This window comes from Campylobacter mucosalis, assembly GCF_013372205.1.
Classification (GTDB): Bacteria; Campylobacterota; Campylobacteria; order Campylobacterales; family Campylobacteraceae; genus Campylobacter_A; species Campylobacter_A mucosalis.
This window is the reverse complement of the sequence record NZ_CP053831.1, coordinates 1,204,773-1,222,314: the sequence shown is the minus strand read 5'-3', so window position 1 is coordinate 1,222,314 and position 17,542 is coordinate 1,204,773. Positions and strand designations below refer to the sequence as shown.

Annotated in this window: 16 protein-coding genes; 9 read left to right on the top strand and 7 right to left on the bottom strand. The window is 37.4% G+C overall.

The features are described from left to right. Positions 1-4 precede the first annotated feature (4 nt). A complete protein-coding gene (locus CMCT_RS06390) occupies positions 5-1,582 on the top strand; it encodes a phosphoethanolamine transferase (protein ID WP_034969362.1) in 1,578 nt (525 codons plus the stop codon). A 19-nt stretch (positions 1,583-1,601) separates the two neighbouring features. Here the strand turns inward: CMCT_RS06390 and CMCT_RS06385 are convergent, their stop codons facing one another. From CMCT_RS06385 to CMCT_RS06370, 4 genes are all read right to left on the bottom strand, one after another. Next, positions 1,602-1,934 carry a cupin domain-containing protein gene (locus CMCT_RS06385; protein WP_034969365.1) on the bottom strand — a complete coding sequence of 111 codons (333 nt, stop codon included), beginning with the start codon at positions 1,932-1,934 and terminating at the stop codon, positions 1,602-1,604. A gap of 72 nt (positions 1,935-2,006) precedes the next feature. After that, positions 2,007-2,744 carry an amino acid ABC transporter ATP-binding protein gene (locus CMCT_RS06380; protein WP_034969367.1) on the bottom strand — a complete coding sequence of 246 codons (738 nt, stop codon included), beginning with the start codon at positions 2,742-2,744 and terminating at the stop codon, positions 2,007-2,009. Positions 2,745-2,746: 2 nt separating this feature from the next. After that, complete coding sequence (locus CMCT_RS06375) at positions 2,747-3,412, bottom strand: amino acid ABC transporter permease (RefSeq protein WP_034969370.1); 666 nt, start codon at positions 3,410-3,412, stop codon at positions 2,747-2,749. Next, entirely contained in the window at positions 3,402-4,049 is a 648-nt protein-coding gene (locus CMCT_RS06370) for an amino acid ABC transporter permease (RefSeq protein WP_176325073.1), read from the bottom strand. The genes CMCT_RS06375 and CMCT_RS06370 overlap by 11 nt, the downstream gene beginning before the upstream one ends. A gap of 88 nt (positions 4,050-4,137) precedes the next feature. On the opposite strand from CMCT_RS06370, the gene CMCT_RS06365 reads away from it, so the two are divergent. From CMCT_RS06365 to CMCT_RS06340, 6 genes are all read left to right on the top strand, one after another. Then, positions 4,138-4,386 carry a CBU_0592 family membrane protein gene (locus tag CMCT_RS06365; protein WP_171994184.1) on the top strand — a complete coding sequence of 83 codons (249 nt, stop codon included), beginning with the start codon at positions 4,138-4,140 and terminating at the stop codon, positions 4,384-4,386. A 120-nt stretch (positions 4,387-4,506) separates the two neighbouring features. Further along, complete coding sequence (locus tag CMCT_RS06360; RefSeq protein WP_176325139.1) at positions 4,507-5,646, top strand: agmatine deiminase family protein; 1,140 nt, start codon at positions 4,507-4,509, stop codon at positions 5,644-5,646. Between the two features lie 9 nt (positions 5,647-5,655). Next, positions 5,656-6,597, top strand: a complete 942-nt coding sequence (locus CMCT_RS06355; RefSeq protein WP_051654909.1) for a cation diffusion facilitator family transporter — start codon at positions 5,656-5,658, stop codon at positions 6,595-6,597. A 2-nt stretch (positions 6,598-6,599) separates the two neighbouring features. Next, positions 6,600-7,472 carry a carbon-nitrogen hydrolase gene (locus tag CMCT_RS06350; RefSeq protein WP_034969703.1) on the top strand — a complete coding sequence of 291 codons (873 nt, stop codon included), beginning with the start codon at positions 6,600-6,602 and terminating at the stop codon, positions 7,470-7,472. 113 nt (positions 7,473-7,585) lie between these two features. Continuing rightward, positions 7,586-8,524: a TAXI family TRAP transporter solute-binding subunit gene (locus tag CMCT_RS06345; RefSeq protein WP_034969706.1), complete on the top strand. Its 939-nt coding sequence runs from the start codon at positions 7,586-7,588 to the stop codon at positions 8,522-8,524. Between the two features lie 99 nt (positions 8,525-8,623). Beyond that, on the top strand, positions 8,624-10,681 hold the full coding sequence (locus tag CMCT_RS06340; RefSeq protein WP_034969709.1) for a TRAP transporter permease: 2,058 nt from the start codon (positions 8,624-8,626) through the stop codon (positions 10,679-10,681). 1 nt (position 10,682) lies between these two features. Here CMCT_RS06340 and CMCT_RS06335 read toward each other — a convergent pair whose 3' ends face one another. The 3 genes from CMCT_RS06335 to CMCT_RS06325 all read right to left on the bottom strand — a co-directional run bounded on the left by CMCT_RS06335 (position 10,683) and on the right by CMCT_RS06325 (position 14,122). Continuing rightward, a complete protein-coding gene (locus CMCT_RS06335; RefSeq protein WP_244948639.1) occupies positions 10,683-11,342 on the bottom strand; it encodes a M48 family metallopeptidase in 660 nt (219 codons plus the stop codon). A gap of 7 nt (positions 11,343-11,349) precedes the next feature. Continuing rightward, positions 11,350-12,705 carry a phosphoglycerate transporter protein PgtP gene (gene pgtP / locus CMCT_RS06330; RefSeq protein ID WP_034969714.1) on the bottom strand — a complete coding sequence of 452 codons (1,356 nt, stop codon included), beginning with the start codon at positions 12,703-12,705 and terminating at the stop codon, positions 11,350-11,352. An 85-nt stretch (positions 12,706-12,790) separates the two neighbouring features. Next, on the bottom strand, positions 12,791-14,122 hold the full coding sequence (locus tag CMCT_RS06325; RefSeq protein WP_034969717.1) for an MATE family efflux transporter: 1,332 nt from the start codon (positions 14,120-14,122) through the stop codon (positions 12,791-12,793). A gap of 160 nt (positions 14,123-14,282) precedes the next feature. Between CMCT_RS06325 and CMCT_RS06320 the strand changes: the two genes are divergently transcribed. Together CMCT_RS06320 and abc-f are read left to right on the top strand one after the other, a co-directional pair. Next, positions 14,283-15,590, top strand: coding sequence for a sodium-dependent transporter (locus tag CMCT_RS06320; protein WP_169752917.1), 1,308 nt, complete (start codon positions 14,283-14,285; stop codon positions 15,588-15,590). A gap of 9 nt (positions 15,591-15,599) precedes the next feature. Next, complete coding sequence (abc-f, locus tag CMCT_RS06315; protein WP_034969719.1) at positions 15,600-17,534, top strand: ribosomal protection-like ABC-F family protein; 1,935 nt, start codon at positions 15,600-15,602, stop codon at positions 17,532-17,534. Positions 17,535-17,542: the final 8 nt, after the last annotated feature.

Genomic DNA, 17,542 nt, shown 5'->3' with positions numbered 1-17,542 from the left:
TAAAATGAGAAAAGAAACTTTTATATTTACGACTAAAAACTTTAGCTTTAAAAAATTTCTAGCTATATTTTCAGCATATCTACTTTTTGTAAATTTCGCCTTTTTTAAGGGTGTTTTTGACGGATTTTTAGAGCAAAATTCGCTCATTTTTTCAGCATTTTTTACAGGTGTTTTAGCGGTTGCGTTTTTAGCACTTCTTTGCGTGATTATCTGCTTGTTTTTCGTGCCATTTTTGTTAAAACCACTTGCTATTTTGGTTGTTTTAATCTCATCAACTAGCCTATTTTTTATCCTAAAATATGGCGTGATAATTGATAAAGGCATGCTTTTAAACGTCCTAAATACCGATACAAAAGAGGCGTTTAGCTATTTTGGTTTTGACCTATTTTTTAGCATTATTTTTGGGGTCATTTTGCCAATAATTTTTCTAATTTTTATAAAATTAAAATACGAAAATTTTAAAACTGAGCTAAAAATCAAGGCTAAAATTTGTCTATTTTGTATTATCGTTTTTGCTTTGATTTTTGCATTAAGCTCAAAAATTTTTATACCATTTTTTAGAGAACATAAAGAGCTTAGATTTTATACTTTACCATTTTATCCAATATATTCAAGCGTTAAACTTTATACGGTTTTAACTCAAAAACCGCTTGTGTTTTTAGATATAGCAGATGATGCTATAAGACAAGATGAGCAAAAGAAAATTTTTGTACTTGTTGTAGGAGAGACGCAAAGAAGCCAAAACTACTCGCTAAATGGCTACACTAAAAATGATACAAATTTTTATACGAAACACCAAAATGTTGCAAGTTTTAGCCAGTTTTACTCGTGCGGAACTTCCACAATAGTTAGTGTGCCTTGTATGTTTTCGGATTTAAAACGAACAGATTATGACGCTAGGGTTGCAAAATCAAGGGCAAATTTGACCGATTTTACACAAAAAGTCGGTATTAAAACATTTTGGTTTGGTAATAATAGCGGTGGTTGTCAGGGTGTGTGCGAGAGGATAAGAGATGTCATTGATCTGCGTGCCGCAAGCTATGATGATGAAATTTTTAACGAGGCAAAAAATACTATTAAAAGTGTAATCAATAGCACATTTATTATACTTCATATTCAAGGCTCACACGGACCAGTTTATTTTAAAGGCTATCCAGATGAGTTTAAGAAATTTCGTCCGACCTGCGACACAGCAGAGCTAAATAAGTGCGATTTTAACGCTATTTTAAACACTTATGATAATACCATTTTATATCAGGATTTTTTACAAAACGAGCTAATAAATGCCCTAAAAGAGCGTGAAAATGAGTTTGAAACGGCGATGTTTTTTGTAAGCGATCATGGCGAGAGCCTTGGCGAAAACGGCATTTACCTACACGGACTGCCCTACGCTATCGCTCCAAACGTGCAAAAACACGTCCCAGCAATCATCTATCTAAGCGATAAAACCGCTCTAAACAGGCTAAAAATGATAAGAGATAAAGAGCTAAGCCACGACTATGTTTTTAGCTCGGTTCTTGGATTTTTTGATATAAAAACGAAATTTTACGATGAGAAGCTTGATATTTTTAGACAGCCTTAGAGAAATCTAAGGCTAAGTTTTATGACTTTAACACCCCAAAAATACGGCTAACGTCATCGTTTTTGCTTAAACTTAAACGCACTATGCTATCTTTTAATGCCAAAAGTGAATGCGGGACGTTCGCTTCTAGCGTTATCATATCTAGCTCATTTAGTTTAATCACTTCGCCATTTACGCCAAAATCTATCTCGCCACGAAGCACTTGCACCATTATGGCTCCGGGTGCTTGGTGTTCTTTCATTGCCGATCCGCTTTGAAGATTTATGCGTATCTCTTTTGTGCTTTTGCTTTCAAATATTTTAAATACACTAACGCCGTCAAATGTGTTGTTTTGCCAAACTAGCTTTTCCATATTTTTCCTTTTTAAATAAGCGTATTATACGGCTAAAATTTAAAAAGTTCATTGATGTGTATTAAGAGTTTTTTACTCTTTAAAACTAAACAAATTTAAAAATTTTTTCGCTCTTTCGCTTTTTGGACTGGTAAAAAACTCATTTGGTGTGCTAATTTCTACGATTTGCCCAGCGTCCATAAATACGATTTTATCGGCGACCGCACGTGCAAAACCCATTTCGTGAGTGACAATTAACATAGTCATTCCGTCCTTTGCTAAATTTATAATCACATCTAAAACTTCACGCACGATCTCAGGATCAAGTGCTGCTGTAACCTCGTCAAATAGCATAAGCTCAGGCTTCATACAAAGGCTTCTGACAATTGCTATTCGTTGCTTTTGACCGCCTGAAAGCTCACGAGGACGTGCGAATTTCTTATCTTTTAAGCCGACCTTTTCAAGCCACATATCAGCCTCACGCTCCACTTCATCACGGCTTCGTTTTTGTGCTTTTAGTGGGGCTAAAATGATATTTTCTATCACATTTAAATGCTCAAAAAGCTCGTAATGCTGAAAAACCATACCGACTTTTTGACGCATTTTTGTCCAGTTTTTATAATCTTTTGTAACCACTTCGCCATCAATTACAATCTCGCCACTTTGGATATTTTCAAGTCCGTTTATGGTTCGTAAAGTCGTTGATTTACCGCAACCTGATGGACCAAGTAAGACGATTACTTCGCCACGATTTACGCTTAAATTTATATCCTTTAAAGCCTGTATTTGTCCATAAAATTTATTTACATTTTTTAACTCTAAAATTTTCATCTCTACTCCCAACGGCGTTCAAGTTTGGCTGATAATTTTGATATCGGATAGCAAATTATAAAATATAAAAAGAATATAAAGCCATAAATCCAAAAAGGTGCTAAATTATCGCTAAAAACGTGTCTTTCTATGATTTGCTGGCCGACTTTTACGACCTCAATTACGCCGATTAATACTACGATTGATGTTGTTTTTATCATACGGCTTAGCAAATTTACAGCACCCGGCACCAAGCGTCTTGTAGCAAGCGGTATGATGATATAAATGTAAATTTGAAGCCTGTTTAGCCCAAGTGAAGTTGCACTTTCAAACTGGTGTTTTGGTATAGAAACAACCGCTCCACGCACGATATCCATCATCTCAAAAATACCCCAAATGCTAAACACGACAAGTGAAGCACCAAATGCACTTAAATGCAAATTTAACGCACGTGCTAAACCAAAATAAAATATAAAAAGCCAGACGATTGTTGGCATTATTCGCACGATTTCAAGGCAAATTTTAAGAGTGGCGTATAAAAATCGGTTTTTTAGGCTCATTAAAACGCCTAAAATCAGTCCGCCAAAAATAGAGATAATGATTGAAAGGATTGAAATTTCAAGACTTACGACAAGTCCTTCGCCAAGTCTAAGCAAATTTTGGGCGTTAAAAAGCACACTATCTTGCACGAATTCTCCTTTCAATTAGTGAAAGCACTAGTGAAATTGGCAAAATGATGACTAGATAGCTAATAACAAGCATAAATAACGCTTCGTCAGTTTTGTAATAAAGTCCGATTAAATCCTTTGCAACATAAACTAAATCAGCAAGGGCGACAATGCTAACGATTGAGGTTTCTTTAAGCAAGAAAATCACGTTTGCAGCGATGCTAGGCAGTGAAACACTAAACGCTTGTGGCGTGATTATGTGGTATAAAATTTGCACCTGATTTAGCCCAAGACTAAGTCCTGCTTCTATCTGGCTCTTTCTAACCGCTTCGTATCCTAGCCTAAAACTCTCAGCCATATAACTACCGCCTAAAAACGCTAAACCGATAACAGCACAGCTAAACGAGCTAATGCTAACGCCAAGCTTTGGTAGTCCATAATATAAAAAGAAAAGCTGGATTAAAAGCGGTGTGTTACGACTTAGCTCAACGTAGCCATTTATTAACGGGATTAGAAATTTTACCTTATAATACCGCACTGACATACAAAAAATGCCTATGATAATTGAAAAGAAAATACCTAAAAATGCAAGTTTGAGCGTTAAAATTCCAGCTCTAACATACATAGGATAAAACTCACTAATAAATTCAAAATCCATAAATCCGTCCAAATTTCATAAAACGTGATTTTAGCCAAAAAACGTTAATTTATGTTAAAATTAGCCTTTTTAATTTGTGGGAGTTTTTATGGATATTTTTCAGATTATAGGATTTTTGGGTATGCTTTGCATTGTTGGGGCGTATTTTTTGCTTCAACTTGGCAAGATGAGTGCAGAAAATTTAGCCTATCAATACATAAATTTAGCTGGTGCGATTTTGCTCATCATCTCGCTTTTGGTGCATTTTAATCTCGGCTCATTCTTAATTGAAGTTTTTTGGATTTTTATAACAATTTTTGGGATTTTTAAAATTTACAAACAAAAGAGAGTAAAATAGCACAAAGTGCTACAACCGCTAACGTGCTGGGGGCGGGGGTTGTTAAGGGGGTGGGGGCGGTTTCGTAATTCTAGTTCCCACCCACTTAAAAAATATAAAAATATAAAAGGAGAAAAAATGATTAGAGCATTTGGCGAGTGGGAGAAACAAGAGTGCTTGCTTTTATCTTTACCACATAAAAACACCGACTGGCAGCCATATTTAGATGAAATTTTAGCTAGTTATGAAGAGCTTGTTCGTGCTGTTGTGCCGTATCAAAAGTGCGTTTTAATCTGTCCGGACACGCAAATTTTAGAGCGTTTTAAGAAATTTTCTAACTGCGAATTTTTAGAGATTGCAACTGATGATACGTGGATTAGGGACTATGGTATGATTGATGTTTTGTGTGGTAATGGTATAAAAAGCTACGATTTTAACTTCAATGCTTGGGGCAATAAATTTAAAAGTAGCAACGATAACGCCGTAAATACCGCACTAAATGCACATTTTAAAGGTGAGCTAGAAAGTGTTAATATGGTGCTTGAAGGCGGTAGTGTGGATTTTAACGGCGATGGTGTTTTGCTTACGACTGAGCATTGTTTGCTAAATGAAAATCGCAATCCAAGCCTAAATAAGAGCCAAATTGAAGCAAAATTAAGTGAGCTTTTTGGATTAAAACGCACGATTTGGCTAAAAAATGGCTTTATAAAGGGCGATGATACCGATCATCACATTGATACATTGGCTCGTTTTATCACGCCTGATACGATAGCTTACGCAAGTTGTGATGATCGTAGTGATGAGCATTTTAATGCACTAAGAGCTATGAGAGATGAGCTTGAAAAAACCGGCTTTAAGCTACTTGCCTTGCCACTACCTAGCCCGAAATTTTATGATGATAAAAGGCTTGGTTGCACATATACAAATTTTATATTTATAAATGACGCTTTAATCGTGCCAACTTACGATGATAAAAACGATAAAATCGTGCTTGAAGCACTGCAAAATGCCTTACCAAATCACAAGGTAATCGGCGTAAATTCGCTCGTTTTTGTCCGTCAAAATGGCTCACTTCACTGCTCATCACAAAACAAGTATCACGCTTTTGCGAAGCAAAATGTTTCTAGCGAAGCGAAAAACAAGCGAAGCGGTGCCGATAGGCAGGTTTTTAGTGAAGCGAAAAACAAGTATCACGCTTTTGCGAAGCAAAATGTTTCTAGCGAAGCGAAAAACAAGCGAAGCGGTGCCGATAGGCAGGTTTTTAGTGAAGCGGGAGAATAGATTTGCAAGATGAAATTAGCCAAAACAAATCCATTTTTGCTTAAAAAAATAGCCGTGATTACAGCTGGACTTACCGCTGTAATTTTGGCGATTTTTAAATTTATAGCCGGATTTTTAAGCGGTTCGGTTTCGGTTATGAGCTCAGCCATTGACTCTATGCTTGACTGCTTGGTTTCATTTTTAAATTTCTTGGCACTTAAAAAATCAAGCGACGCACCAAATGCGAAATTTAACTACGGATACGGCAAACTTGAAGCACTCTCATCACTCTTTGAGGGCGTTTTTATCATTGGTATCGGACTTTTTATCCTTTATCAAAGCGTTAAGAAAATTTTCATCCCAGAGCAAAATTTTGATGTTAGCATTGGACTTTATGTTATGCTAGTTTCACTCGTTTTGACCGGTGCTTTGATACTATTTTTAAACAAAATTGCAACCCTAACAAACAACCTAATCATCAAGGCAGACGCACTTCACTACAAAAGCGACTTTTACTCAAACCTAGCCATCATCATCGCTCTAATCGTGATAAAATTTACTGGCTTTGTGCTAATTGACGCGATTTTAGGCATAATGATAAGCATTTATATCATCTACTCGGCAATCTCGCTCATACGCGAAGGGGTGCTAATTTTGCTTGACGCTGCCCTGCCTAGCCAGATTATAAATGAAGTGGTGCAAATCATCCTTTCAAAGCCTGAAATTTCAAGTTTTCACTACCTAAAAAGTCGCCAAAGTGGAGCCTATACATATTTAAGCTATCATCTAGTTTTTAATGGTAATTTTTCGCTTTTAAAGGCACACGAAATTTCAGATGAGATTATAAGAGAGATAAAAGTTAGGTTTAATGATAAAATTTGGATAATCACGCCAGAGCTTGATCCGGTTGATGATAGTGGTGGCGAAAATCACGGCAATGACGAGCGTTGCGTAATATCAAATAAAGGATAAAAATGAAAATAGCACTAATTCAGCAAAAATTTCACGGCACAAAAGAGGCTACAATAGCTAAAACTTGCGATCTAATCGCACAGGCAAAGCAGGGTGGGGCAGAGCTTGTAGTCTTGCAAGAGCTTCATCAAACGCAGTATTTTTGTCAAAGCGAAGACGTGGGCTTTTTTGATTTGGCAAATGATTGGGAGAGTGATGTGAAATTTTGGGCAAATGTAGCAAGGCAAAATGGCGTTGTTTTGGTTACTTCGCTATTTGAAAAACGCACCGCCGGACTTTATCACAACACGGCTTTTGTCTTTGAACGTGACGGCACACTAGCTGGTAAATACCGCAAAATGCACATACCTGATGACCCGCAGTTTTATGAGAAATTTTACTTCACGCCAGGTGATTTGGGCTTTGAGCCGATACAAACTAGTGTTGGCAAACTTGGTGTCTTGGTGTGTTGGGATCAGTGGTATCCTGAGGCGGCTCGTTTAATGGCGTTAAAGGGGGCTCAGATTTTAATCTATCCAACGGCGATAGGTTGGTTTGATGATGATACACAGGCTGAAAAATCGCGTCAGCTAGAAGCGTGGGTCGCTGTGCAGCGTGGGCATAGCGTGGCAAATGGTGTGCCTGTTGTGGCAGTAAATCGCGTTGGTTTTGAAGCCGATAGCTCTAGCGTTAGTAAAGGCATTAGATTTTGGGGTAATAGCTTTGTTTTTGGAGCACAAGGGGAGCAAATTTTTAGGGCAAATGAGCAAGATGAGGCGTGTTTTTTAGTAGATATTGATATGAAACGAAGCGAAGATGTGCGTAGAATTTGGCCATTTTTACGTGATAGACGGATTGAAAATTATGCAGATTTAACAAAGAGATTTATTGATTAAAATGTTTCATTTTTTAACACGTAATTTTAAATTTAAACCAAAAATTTCGGGCTTAAAGAAAATAAAATCATTAAAATGTCACAATGTTTGAAATTTCTTAAAAGGAGAGATCGATGAAAAAGGCTTGTGTTTTACTTTCTAGTTTGCTTTTGGCTTCTGCGCTTAGTGCAAAGGAGTTTGTTAGCGTTGGAACAGGCGGTATGACCGGAACATACTATCCAATAGGCGGAGCGATTTGTCGCTTGGTAAATAAAGATCCAAACATTAAATGCTCGGTTCAATCAACTGGTGGTTCTGTTTATAACGTAAATAACGTACTTAAAAAGGAGCTAAGCTTCGGATTTGTTCAAAGCGACGTTGTTTATGACAAATATAATGGCACTGGAAAATTTAGCGGCGCAGCTGATACAAATTTACGCTCTGTTGTGTCGATTTATCCAGAGCTTTTGGCGTTTGTTGTGGCTAAAGACGCAAATATAAAAAGCGTAGCTGATCTAGCTGGTAAGAAGTATAATGTTGGCAATCCTGGTAGCGGAAACGAGGTTACAACACTTGCTGTATTTAAGGCAAAAGGGCTTGATGTGGCAAATCTCGGACATCGCGGTGTTTTAACCGTTCAAGAGTGCCCACACGCACTAAAAGATAAAAAGATCGATGGATATAGCTTTGTTGTAGGACATCCAACTGCAAACATCACAGACGCTGCAAATTCGCTTCCTATTGATATCTTAAATATCGAGGGTAGCGAAATAGACGCTATGCTAAAAGAGTATCCATATTTTGCAAAGGGCGTGATACTAAAGGGTAGCTATGAGGGTGTAGATCACGACGTAAATACTATCGGCGTAAAGGCTGTTTTGGTAACAAACAAAGATATGAGCAACGCTAGTGTAAAAGCCGTGGTAAAAGCTATTATCGATAATTTTGATGAGTATAAAACACTTCATCCTGCGTTAAAATCTGTAACAAAAGAGAGTTTGATAGAGGGTCTTTCAGCTCCACTTCACCCAGCCGCACAAGATGTATTTAAAGAAGCAGGTATAATAAAATAATCTCAAATTTAGTAGTGCCAAACAAACAATCGGCACTACTAAGCTAAGTAAAATTTGATTTTTTGTATAATCTAGCCTTACAAAAAAATAAGGGGTAAAATGAAAGATACAAACGAGAACGAAGAGCAGTTTGTAGAGGTTAAAACACGAGAGATAGACTCCACGTTTTATAATTATTTAATAGCGGGAATTTGCTTTTTATGGTCGGCTTTTCAGCTTTATATAGCCTATTTTCCGCTTAATACAACAATATCAAGATCTTTGCACCTAGCATTTGCGGTTGCTTTGATATTTTTGCTATATCCAGTGAAATTTCATAAACAAGCTCATACAAAAGTACCATTTTATGATATTTTAGCCTTTATAGTTGGAATTTTTGTAGTGCTTTATCCAGCGATAGATTTTTATGGTCTTGCTGAACGTCCTGGCGATTATTTGAGTCGTGATATTATTATTGCTTGTATTGCTATATTGCTTTTAATAGAGGCTGGAAGACGAGTTTTAGGACCAGCTCTTGGCGTTATTTGTATCATATTTTTAGCCTATGACTATTTTGGTCAGTATATGCCAGATATCATTGCTCATCAGGGTGCTAGTTTGCAAAAATTAGCAGGACATATGTTTTTAACAACTGAGGGTGTTTTTGGTGTTCCTATCGGTGTTAGCGCTAGTTTTATATATCTTTTTGTGCTTTTTGGCTCACTTTTAGAGAGAGCCGGAGCAGGGCAGTATTTTATAAATTTAGCGTTTTCGTTACTTGGAAAATTTCGCGGAGGTCCAGCAAAGGCTTCGGTTATCGCAAGTGGTTTAACTGGTATGGTTAGCGGTAGCTCTACAGCAAACGTCGTAACGGTCGGCACTTTTACTATTCCACTAATGAAAAAGGCTGGACTAAGCAGGGTAAAAGCTGGAGCCATAGAGGTTGCAGCTGGTGTGAATGGTCAGCTTATGCCACCTATTATGGGTGCGGCTGCGTTTATAATAGCTGAATTTTTGGGTATGAGCTATACAAATGTTATGGTTGCTGCTGTTATCCCCGCGTTTGCGTGTTATATTTCGCTGTTTTTTATCGTGCATTTAGAGAGTTGTAAGCTTGGACTTAAGGGCATACAAGAGAGCGAATATCACTCAAGGTTTAAAATTTTTGTTAGTGGTCTTCACTATTTAATGCCGATTTTGGTGTTGCTTTACACGCTTTTAATCGCAAAAGAGTCTGCCATATCTGCTGCTTTTAATGCTATTGGATTTTTGTTTTTAATAATGGTCTTTCAAGAGCCTACAAAAAAACTAGCACAGGGTCAAAAGATAAGCAAATACGATGTTTTGGTTGGCTTTGAAGATATCTTTTGGTCTATGGTTGCAGCTGCAAAAAGTATGGCTACTATCGCGGCTGCTACGGCACTGGCTGGTATTATAGTTGGCTCTATATCCTTAACTGGTCTTGGTCAAGTCCTTTCAGATGTTGTAGAGCAATTAGCTGGAAACAACATACTTCTTATACTTTTGCTAACGGCTGTTATGTCATTGGTGCTTGGTATGGGGCTTCCAACGACTGCAAACTACATTGTTGTCTCAAGTCTTGTAGCACCTGTAATTTTGCTTTTGGCTTATAAAAATGGCTTTTTAGTTCCTGCAATTGCTGCTCATATGTTCGTGTTTTACTTTGGAATTTTAGCCGATGACACGCCACCTGTTGGTATAGCAGCATACGCAGCAGCAGGCATAGCAAAGGCAAATCCAGTAACCGTTGGTTTGCAAGGGTTTTTCTATGATTTACGCACAGCGATACTTCCGTTTGCATTTTTCTTTAATAACAAACTAATGCTCATAGAAAGCGTAAATCCAAACGATCCTTTGGACGCAAAAGGTATTGTATGGATGAGTAATCCGCTTGAAATAGGTCTGGTTTTCATAATGGCGATAATTGGTATGTTCGCGTTTAGCTCGATTCTGCAAGGTTATTTTGTAACCAAAATCAGGCTTTGGGAGCGTCTGCTTCTAATCCCGGTTGTCCCACTAACTCTTGTGCCAAATATCTGTTCTAAATACTCAATCATACCAAATGAGTATGTGGGATATTTAATAGGTGCTGCGATTTATGCGTTTGTGTTTATGACCCAGTGGATGAAAAATTTATCTGATAAAAAACTAGCTTAAGCTATGCCGTCAAATTTGGCGGCATACTATTTAGCATTTTCTCGCGTTCTCTAAAATCAGGCATAACTCTTTGGATAAAATCATAAAAGCTTTTTTGATGATGTGGATATATTAGGTGGGTTAGTTCGTGAAGGATGACATATTCTATTAAATTTACAGGTTTTTCTAGCAGGTTTAAATTAAGATTTATGTAACCTTTTTTGCAGTTGCAGCTCCCCCAGCGAGTTTGCATTTTTCGTATTGATAGACGATTTACACTTTTATTTATCAGTGGTAAAAATTTAGCCATAGTGTCGCTAAACAATTCCTTTGCCTTTGTCTTTTGAAATTTCTCTAAACTCTTTTGATTGGGAGCTAAAATTTTAGCTTCGTATATATTAACACCAGTTATATTTTCTTTAAATTCTAACTTATATAACTTTCCAAGATATAAAATTTCATCATCTTTTGGTAGATTTTTAGCTATTTTTTCGTGTGTTGATTTTAGCCATTCTTTGTGTTGTTCTAAGAAATTTATGGCTAATTTTTGCGTTGTGTAAAATGGTAGAGTGAGCGAAATTTTCGTATCTTTGCTCACTCTAAGGTGTAAGTTTTTAACGCCTTTTTTAAATTTCAAAGTGATATCAAACTCATAAAATTTGATACAAACTATCTTTTGCATTTTTGGCTTAAGCCACATCTTCCTTTGCTTTTATTTGAGCTGAAGTCTTATGCAAAAGTGTGTATGCGATAAATACAAATGCAAGAATACACGAAACAATTAGCGCATAAAATCCACCATCCCAGCCAAACTCATCGACTAATTTTCCCATAACCCAACCAGCACTAGCAGAGCCTAGTAGATATCCAAAAAGGCCAGTTAAGCCAGTTGCAGTGCCTGTAGCAACTTTTGGAACAAGGTCAGCAGCCTGAAGTCCTATCATCATAACCGGACCATATATTAAAAATCCAATGGCTATTAGACATAGGTTATCAACAAGCGGATTTCCGGCAGGATTTTTCCAGTAGATTACGATAGCTATTAGCACACCAACCATAAAAAATAGCATAGGTGGTGCTCTGTGTCCTTTAAACACCTTATCGCTTAAGTATCCACTGGCTAACATACCAAAAATTCCAGCGTATTCATAAAGCATATATGCCCAGCCAGTTTTATCAAATGTAAAGTGCTTAACCTCTTTTAAGTATGTTGGAGCCCAGTCTATTACGCCATACCTTATGAAATATACAAATACGTTTGCAATGGCTATAGCCCAAAGAAATTTGTTATTGATGATGTATTTATAGAAGATGTCTTTTGCACTAAGAGTGTGTGCTGACTCTGTTTTATGTGTGACTTTTTCGCCCTTGTACTCTTCTATTGGAGGAAGTCCTTGTGACTCTGGCGTATCTCTCATTAGGAAGAATATGATAAATGCAATCACAATAGCAATAAGTGCAGGTAGGTAAAATAGCGACTGCCAAGCCCCAAATATAGCAATGCCAAGTATCGCAAGAGGTCCGATAAGTCCGCCACCAAGATTGTGTGATACGTTCCACCAGCTCCACCAAACGCCACGCTCTGATGAGCTAAACCAGTTTGTCATAGTTTTGGCACCAGGAGGATATCCCATACCTTGAAACCAGCCGTTAAATGCGGCTAAAACCACCATTATACTAATGCTAGAAAGCACACCTGGAACAAGACCAAAGATAAGGCTTATAATGGCTGAGCCTATCAGACCTATCGTGATGAAGTATTTTGGGTTTGCTCTATCTGAAACGTTGCCCATTATAAATTTAGAAAAGCCATAAGCCAGAGATAACGCAACGCCGATACTTCCTAGCTGTGCTTTTGTAAAACCATACTCCTCGATAAGATGAGGCATTGCAAGAGAGAAATTCTTGCGGATTAGGTAGTAGGCAGCATATCCTAAAAATACACCGGCAAACACTTGCCAACGCAATTTTTTATAGTGCGAATCTACCTCTTGTGGTGCGACCTTATGCTCTGAAGGAGCGGACGCTTTTAGAAATGAGAACACTAAATATCCTTTTTGTGAAATTTAAAAATGGCATTTTATCAAAAGAAATCTTAAATTTAATTTTCATTTATTATAAAATTTTAAGTTAAACAAGTCTTTTTGACTCCCATTTTCTACTTTTCCATCTGTATGTATTTACAAGTCCTCTAACCCACTCATCAGCACAAAAGCCTATCCAAACGCCTATTATCCCCCAATTTAGCACTATGCCAAGATAGTATCCAAGTGGCAAACTAAGCCCCCACATAAATATTAGCCCCGTCATAAGCGGAAATCTCGCATCTCCACTGGCACGTAGGGCATTTACCATTACTATGTTAAATGTTCTGCCAATCTCAAGCGCAATAGATAGAGTAAAAAGTGGTAGCATTATGGATTTTAGCTCGTCATTTAAGCCAAGCTCAAGCATAATAAAATTTTTAGAAAAATACATAATAAGCACAACTATTGCCGTTGCGATTATGCCGTATTTTAGTGCGTTAAATGTGCGTTTGTATGCGTCATCAAACTGCTTAGCACCAACTAAATGACCGACGATTACCTCATTTGCCACGCTCATACTAGCCCCACAAAGCATAATTAAAAGCGAAATTTGAAAATAGATTGTTTGCACCGATAGCGACGCCTCGCCCATTGACGCCACAAATCCAAAAGCGACCATATACTGAGCCATCCAGAGCAAATTTTCACCAGCACTAGGCAAACCAACGTGTAAAATTTTACGTAAAATTTCAAACGGCAAGGCAAGAAGTCTTTTTAAATAAATTCTAACTCCTGCTAAATATTTAATCATAAAAAATAGCACTATAAGCCCTATAAAACGCCCAACTATCGTAGATATCGCAACTCCTTTAAGCCCATAATTTGGCAGATCAAACCAGCCAAAAAGTGCGATAGCGTTTCCAAAAAGTGTTATTAAATTCATTAAAAGTGAAACTATCATAACTGCTGTTGCTAAGTTATAAACCCTTAAAATAGCTGCCATAACCATACCAATACCGTCAAAGCAAAGTGCCCAGCCAAGCATATGAAGGTATACAAAACTCTCGTTTCTTAGCTCACTTGGAACATTTAAAAGCTCTAAAATTTTATAACCAAAAAAGTAAATAAGCATAGCACAGCTAAGCCCTAAAAGCGTATTAAACGTAAGACTAGCGTGTATTACGCGTTTTGCTAAGTGTTTGTTTTTTGCACCAAGTGCTTGAGCGACGACTATGGAGCAACCAACACTAAGAAAGCTAAAAATGGTCATAAAAAGATCCATTACCTGATTTCCAGCACCCATAGCACCAACAAGATGAACGCTTACTTTTGTGACCATATAAGTGTTTATTATAAGCGTCGCAAAGTGTAAAAACATATCGATAAATATTGGGATTGTTAGTTTTTTTAAACTTAGCGGTTTGTTTTGTTGCATAAATTTCCTTTAAAGCGGTTGATTCTACCAAAAATTTACTTTATAAAAGCACAATATGTTACGTTTGTAAAATTTTAAAGCTGAAATTTACGACAAAATACGTTAAAAATAAGCAGGCTTTAGTATAATCATAAAAAAATCAAATTTTAATGGATATATAATGGATAAGAAAAAATTTACATCAAAATGGGCGTTTATAATCGCTTGTGTCGGCTCAGCAGTTGGTATGGCAAATGTTTGGGGTTTTCCGTATAAGCTGGGCACAAATGGCGGAGGTGCGTTTTTGCTAATTTACCTGTTTTTTATAGCACTTTTTGCATACGTGGGACTTTCAGCTGAGTACGCCATAGGTAGACGCGCAAAGACTGGGACGCTTGGCTCGTATGAATACGCTTGGAGCTCGGGCGGATACCCAAAAATAGGTAAAATTTTGGGCTGGATACCGCTTGTTGGTTCGCTTTGTATTGCCATTGGTTATGCTGTTATCATATCTTACGTGTTAAAAGCACTATTTCAAGCCATAGACGGATCGCTAATGAGCGTGGATACTGCGACTTGGTTTGGCTCGTTTGCCTTTACTCCTTACTCTGTCGTGCCATTTCACGCTATCGTCGTTGTAGGCACACTTTTGACGCTATTTTTTGGTGCAAAAAGCATTGAGAAGACAAATAAAATTATGATGCCTTTGTTTTTTATCCTCTTTACGATTTTGGCCATAAGAGTTATGTTTTTTGATGGAATTTTACAGGGGTATAAATTTTTATTTATCCCTGATTTTACGAAGTTAGCAGACCCTATGGTTTGGGTTGTGGCTATGGGTCAGGCGTTTTTTTCTCTTTCTATAACTGGCTCTGGTATGCTTGTTTATGGAGCGTATCTTTCAAAGAGCGAGGATATCGTAGATAGTGCCAAAAAGACGGCGATGTTTGATACTATAGCCGCTATGGTTGCAGCCCTTGTGATAATCCCGGCTGTTTTTGCATTTGGTATGAACCCTGCTGGTGGGCCTGGACTTCTTTTTGAAACTCTCCCAAAGGTGCTTCAGCAGATGCCTGGTGGACAAATTTTTGCCATTATTTTATTTACGGCGGTAGTTTTTGGTGGGATTACATCGCTTCAAAATATGCTTGAAGTTGTGGCTGAAAGTCTTTTGCATAAATTTCCAAATTTAAAGCGTAGTATCGTTTTGGCTGGGCTTTGTGTGGTTTGTTTTGGCGTTGGCGTAACAATGGAAAATATCCAAAAATGGGGTCCTTGGATGGATTTTGTGGCAAACTATATAATCCCAGTTGGTGCGATAATAGGTGCTATATCGTGGTTTTGGATTATTAAAAAAGATGAAATTTTAGATGAGATAAACACAGGTGCGCATACAAAACGCACTCATACGTGGTATAAAATCGGTCGATATTTTTACACGCCAATAGCTCTTACGATATGTATAATGGCGTTTATTATTGGCTTTTAAGGGTAAAATTTGGCTTTAATTGATTTAATAGAAGTTAGTAAAAAATTTGGTGCAAACGAAATTTTAAACGAGGTTAGCCTAAGCATAAATGAAAACGAGCGAGTGGCGATAATCGGTAAAAATGGCGGTGGCAAAAGCACTTTGATGAAAATCATCAGTGGTGCTTATGAGGTTGATAGTGGGCGAGTGATACGTCAAAATGGCATAAAGATTGAGATGCTAGCTCAAATGCCAAAATTTGATGATGGTTTAAATGTAAAAGACGCCCTAAATTTAGAGCTAAAAGAGATTTTTGACGCAAGAGATGAGTATTCGCAAGTTTCAGAAAAACTAGCACACGACCCTAAAAACAAAGAGCTTCATGACAGAGCCGATGAGCTTATAAAATTTATTGAAAGTAAGGACGGCTGGGACATTGAGCGAAATATTGAGCGTGTGCTTGAATATTTTAGCTTAAAAGAGTATGAAAATCGCCTTGTAAATAGCCTAAGTGGTGGCGAGGTTAGACGCGTGGCACTTGGTGCTTTAATCCTTAAAAAGCCAGATATTTTACTTCTTGATGAGCCGACAAACCACCTTGACGTTTATATGGTTAGATTTTTAGAAGATATGCTTAAAAACTCGAAGCAGACGATAGTTTTTATAAGCCACGACCGCTATTTTATAGACGCTATTGCGACTCGTAGCATTGAGATTGAGGACGCAAAAATTAGAAATTTTGACGGCGGATACGCTTATTATTTAGAAAAAAAGCAGGAAATTTTAGCAAGTTTAGCTAAAACTCACGAGACGCTTTTAAAGACGTTAAAAGGCGAAGAAGAATGGCTAAGACGTGGTGTGAAAGCACGTTTAAAACGCAACGAAGGGCGAAAAGAGCGAGTGCTTGCAATGCGTGAAGAGGCTAAAAAAAATCCCGGCGTAATTAGGCGGGTAAAATTAGAGCTTGAACGTGCTCAAAAGAGTTTTAATCAAGGCGGACTAAATGAAAACCGCAAAAAAATGCTTTTTGAGATTAAAAATTTAAGCATAAAAATGGGGCAAAAAGAGCTAATCTCAAATTTTAACGCAAGGGTTTTACAAGGCGAAAGAATAGCCATTGTCGGTAAAAACGGCTCAGGCAAAAGCACACTTTTAAAGACGCTTCTTGGCGAGTTGGTGCCAAATAGTGGCGAGATAAAGCGTGGCGATGTTAGGATTGGCTATTTTGATCAAAACCGAACTGAGTTAAGCGATGAGAAAAGTCTAATTGAGGTTTTTTGCCCAAATGGTGGCGATATCGTGCAGGTTCGTGGGCGAAATATGCACGTTTATGGCTATCTTAAAAATTTTCTCTTTCCAAAGGAATTTTTAGATAAACCAGTTGGCGTTTTAAGTGGTGGCGAAAAGCACAGGGTGGCACTTGCGCTTCTTTTTACAAAAGAGTATGACGTGCTGGTGCTTGATGAGCCGACAAATGACCTTGATATCGCTACGATTAACATCCTTGAAGAGTATTTGCAAAGTTTTAGCGGCGCTATTATTTTTGTCAGCCACGACCGTTATTTTGTGGATAAAATTTCAAATAAACTTTGGGCGTTTAGCGGCGCTAAGATTGATGTTATACATAACGAATACAGCGTTTATTTAGAGCTTGAAGATGAGTTAAATGAGCTAAGTGAGTTTGAAAAAACAGCAAACAATCAAAGCGAAGCTCAAACCAAGCAAAAAAGTGGCGTAAAACTAAGCTATAAACAGAGTAAAATTTTAAACGAATATCCTGATTTAATAGATGAGTTAAATGAAAAGATTAAAAGATTACAAAACGATTTAGCTGACCCAAAAATCTATCAAGATGTTGGAATTTCAAAGCTTTATGATGAGCTTGAAGCGAGTAAAAATGAGCTTGAAAGATTAGAAAATGAATACTTTGAAGTGCTTGAGATTGCTGAGAATTTAAATACATAAAGGAGAGA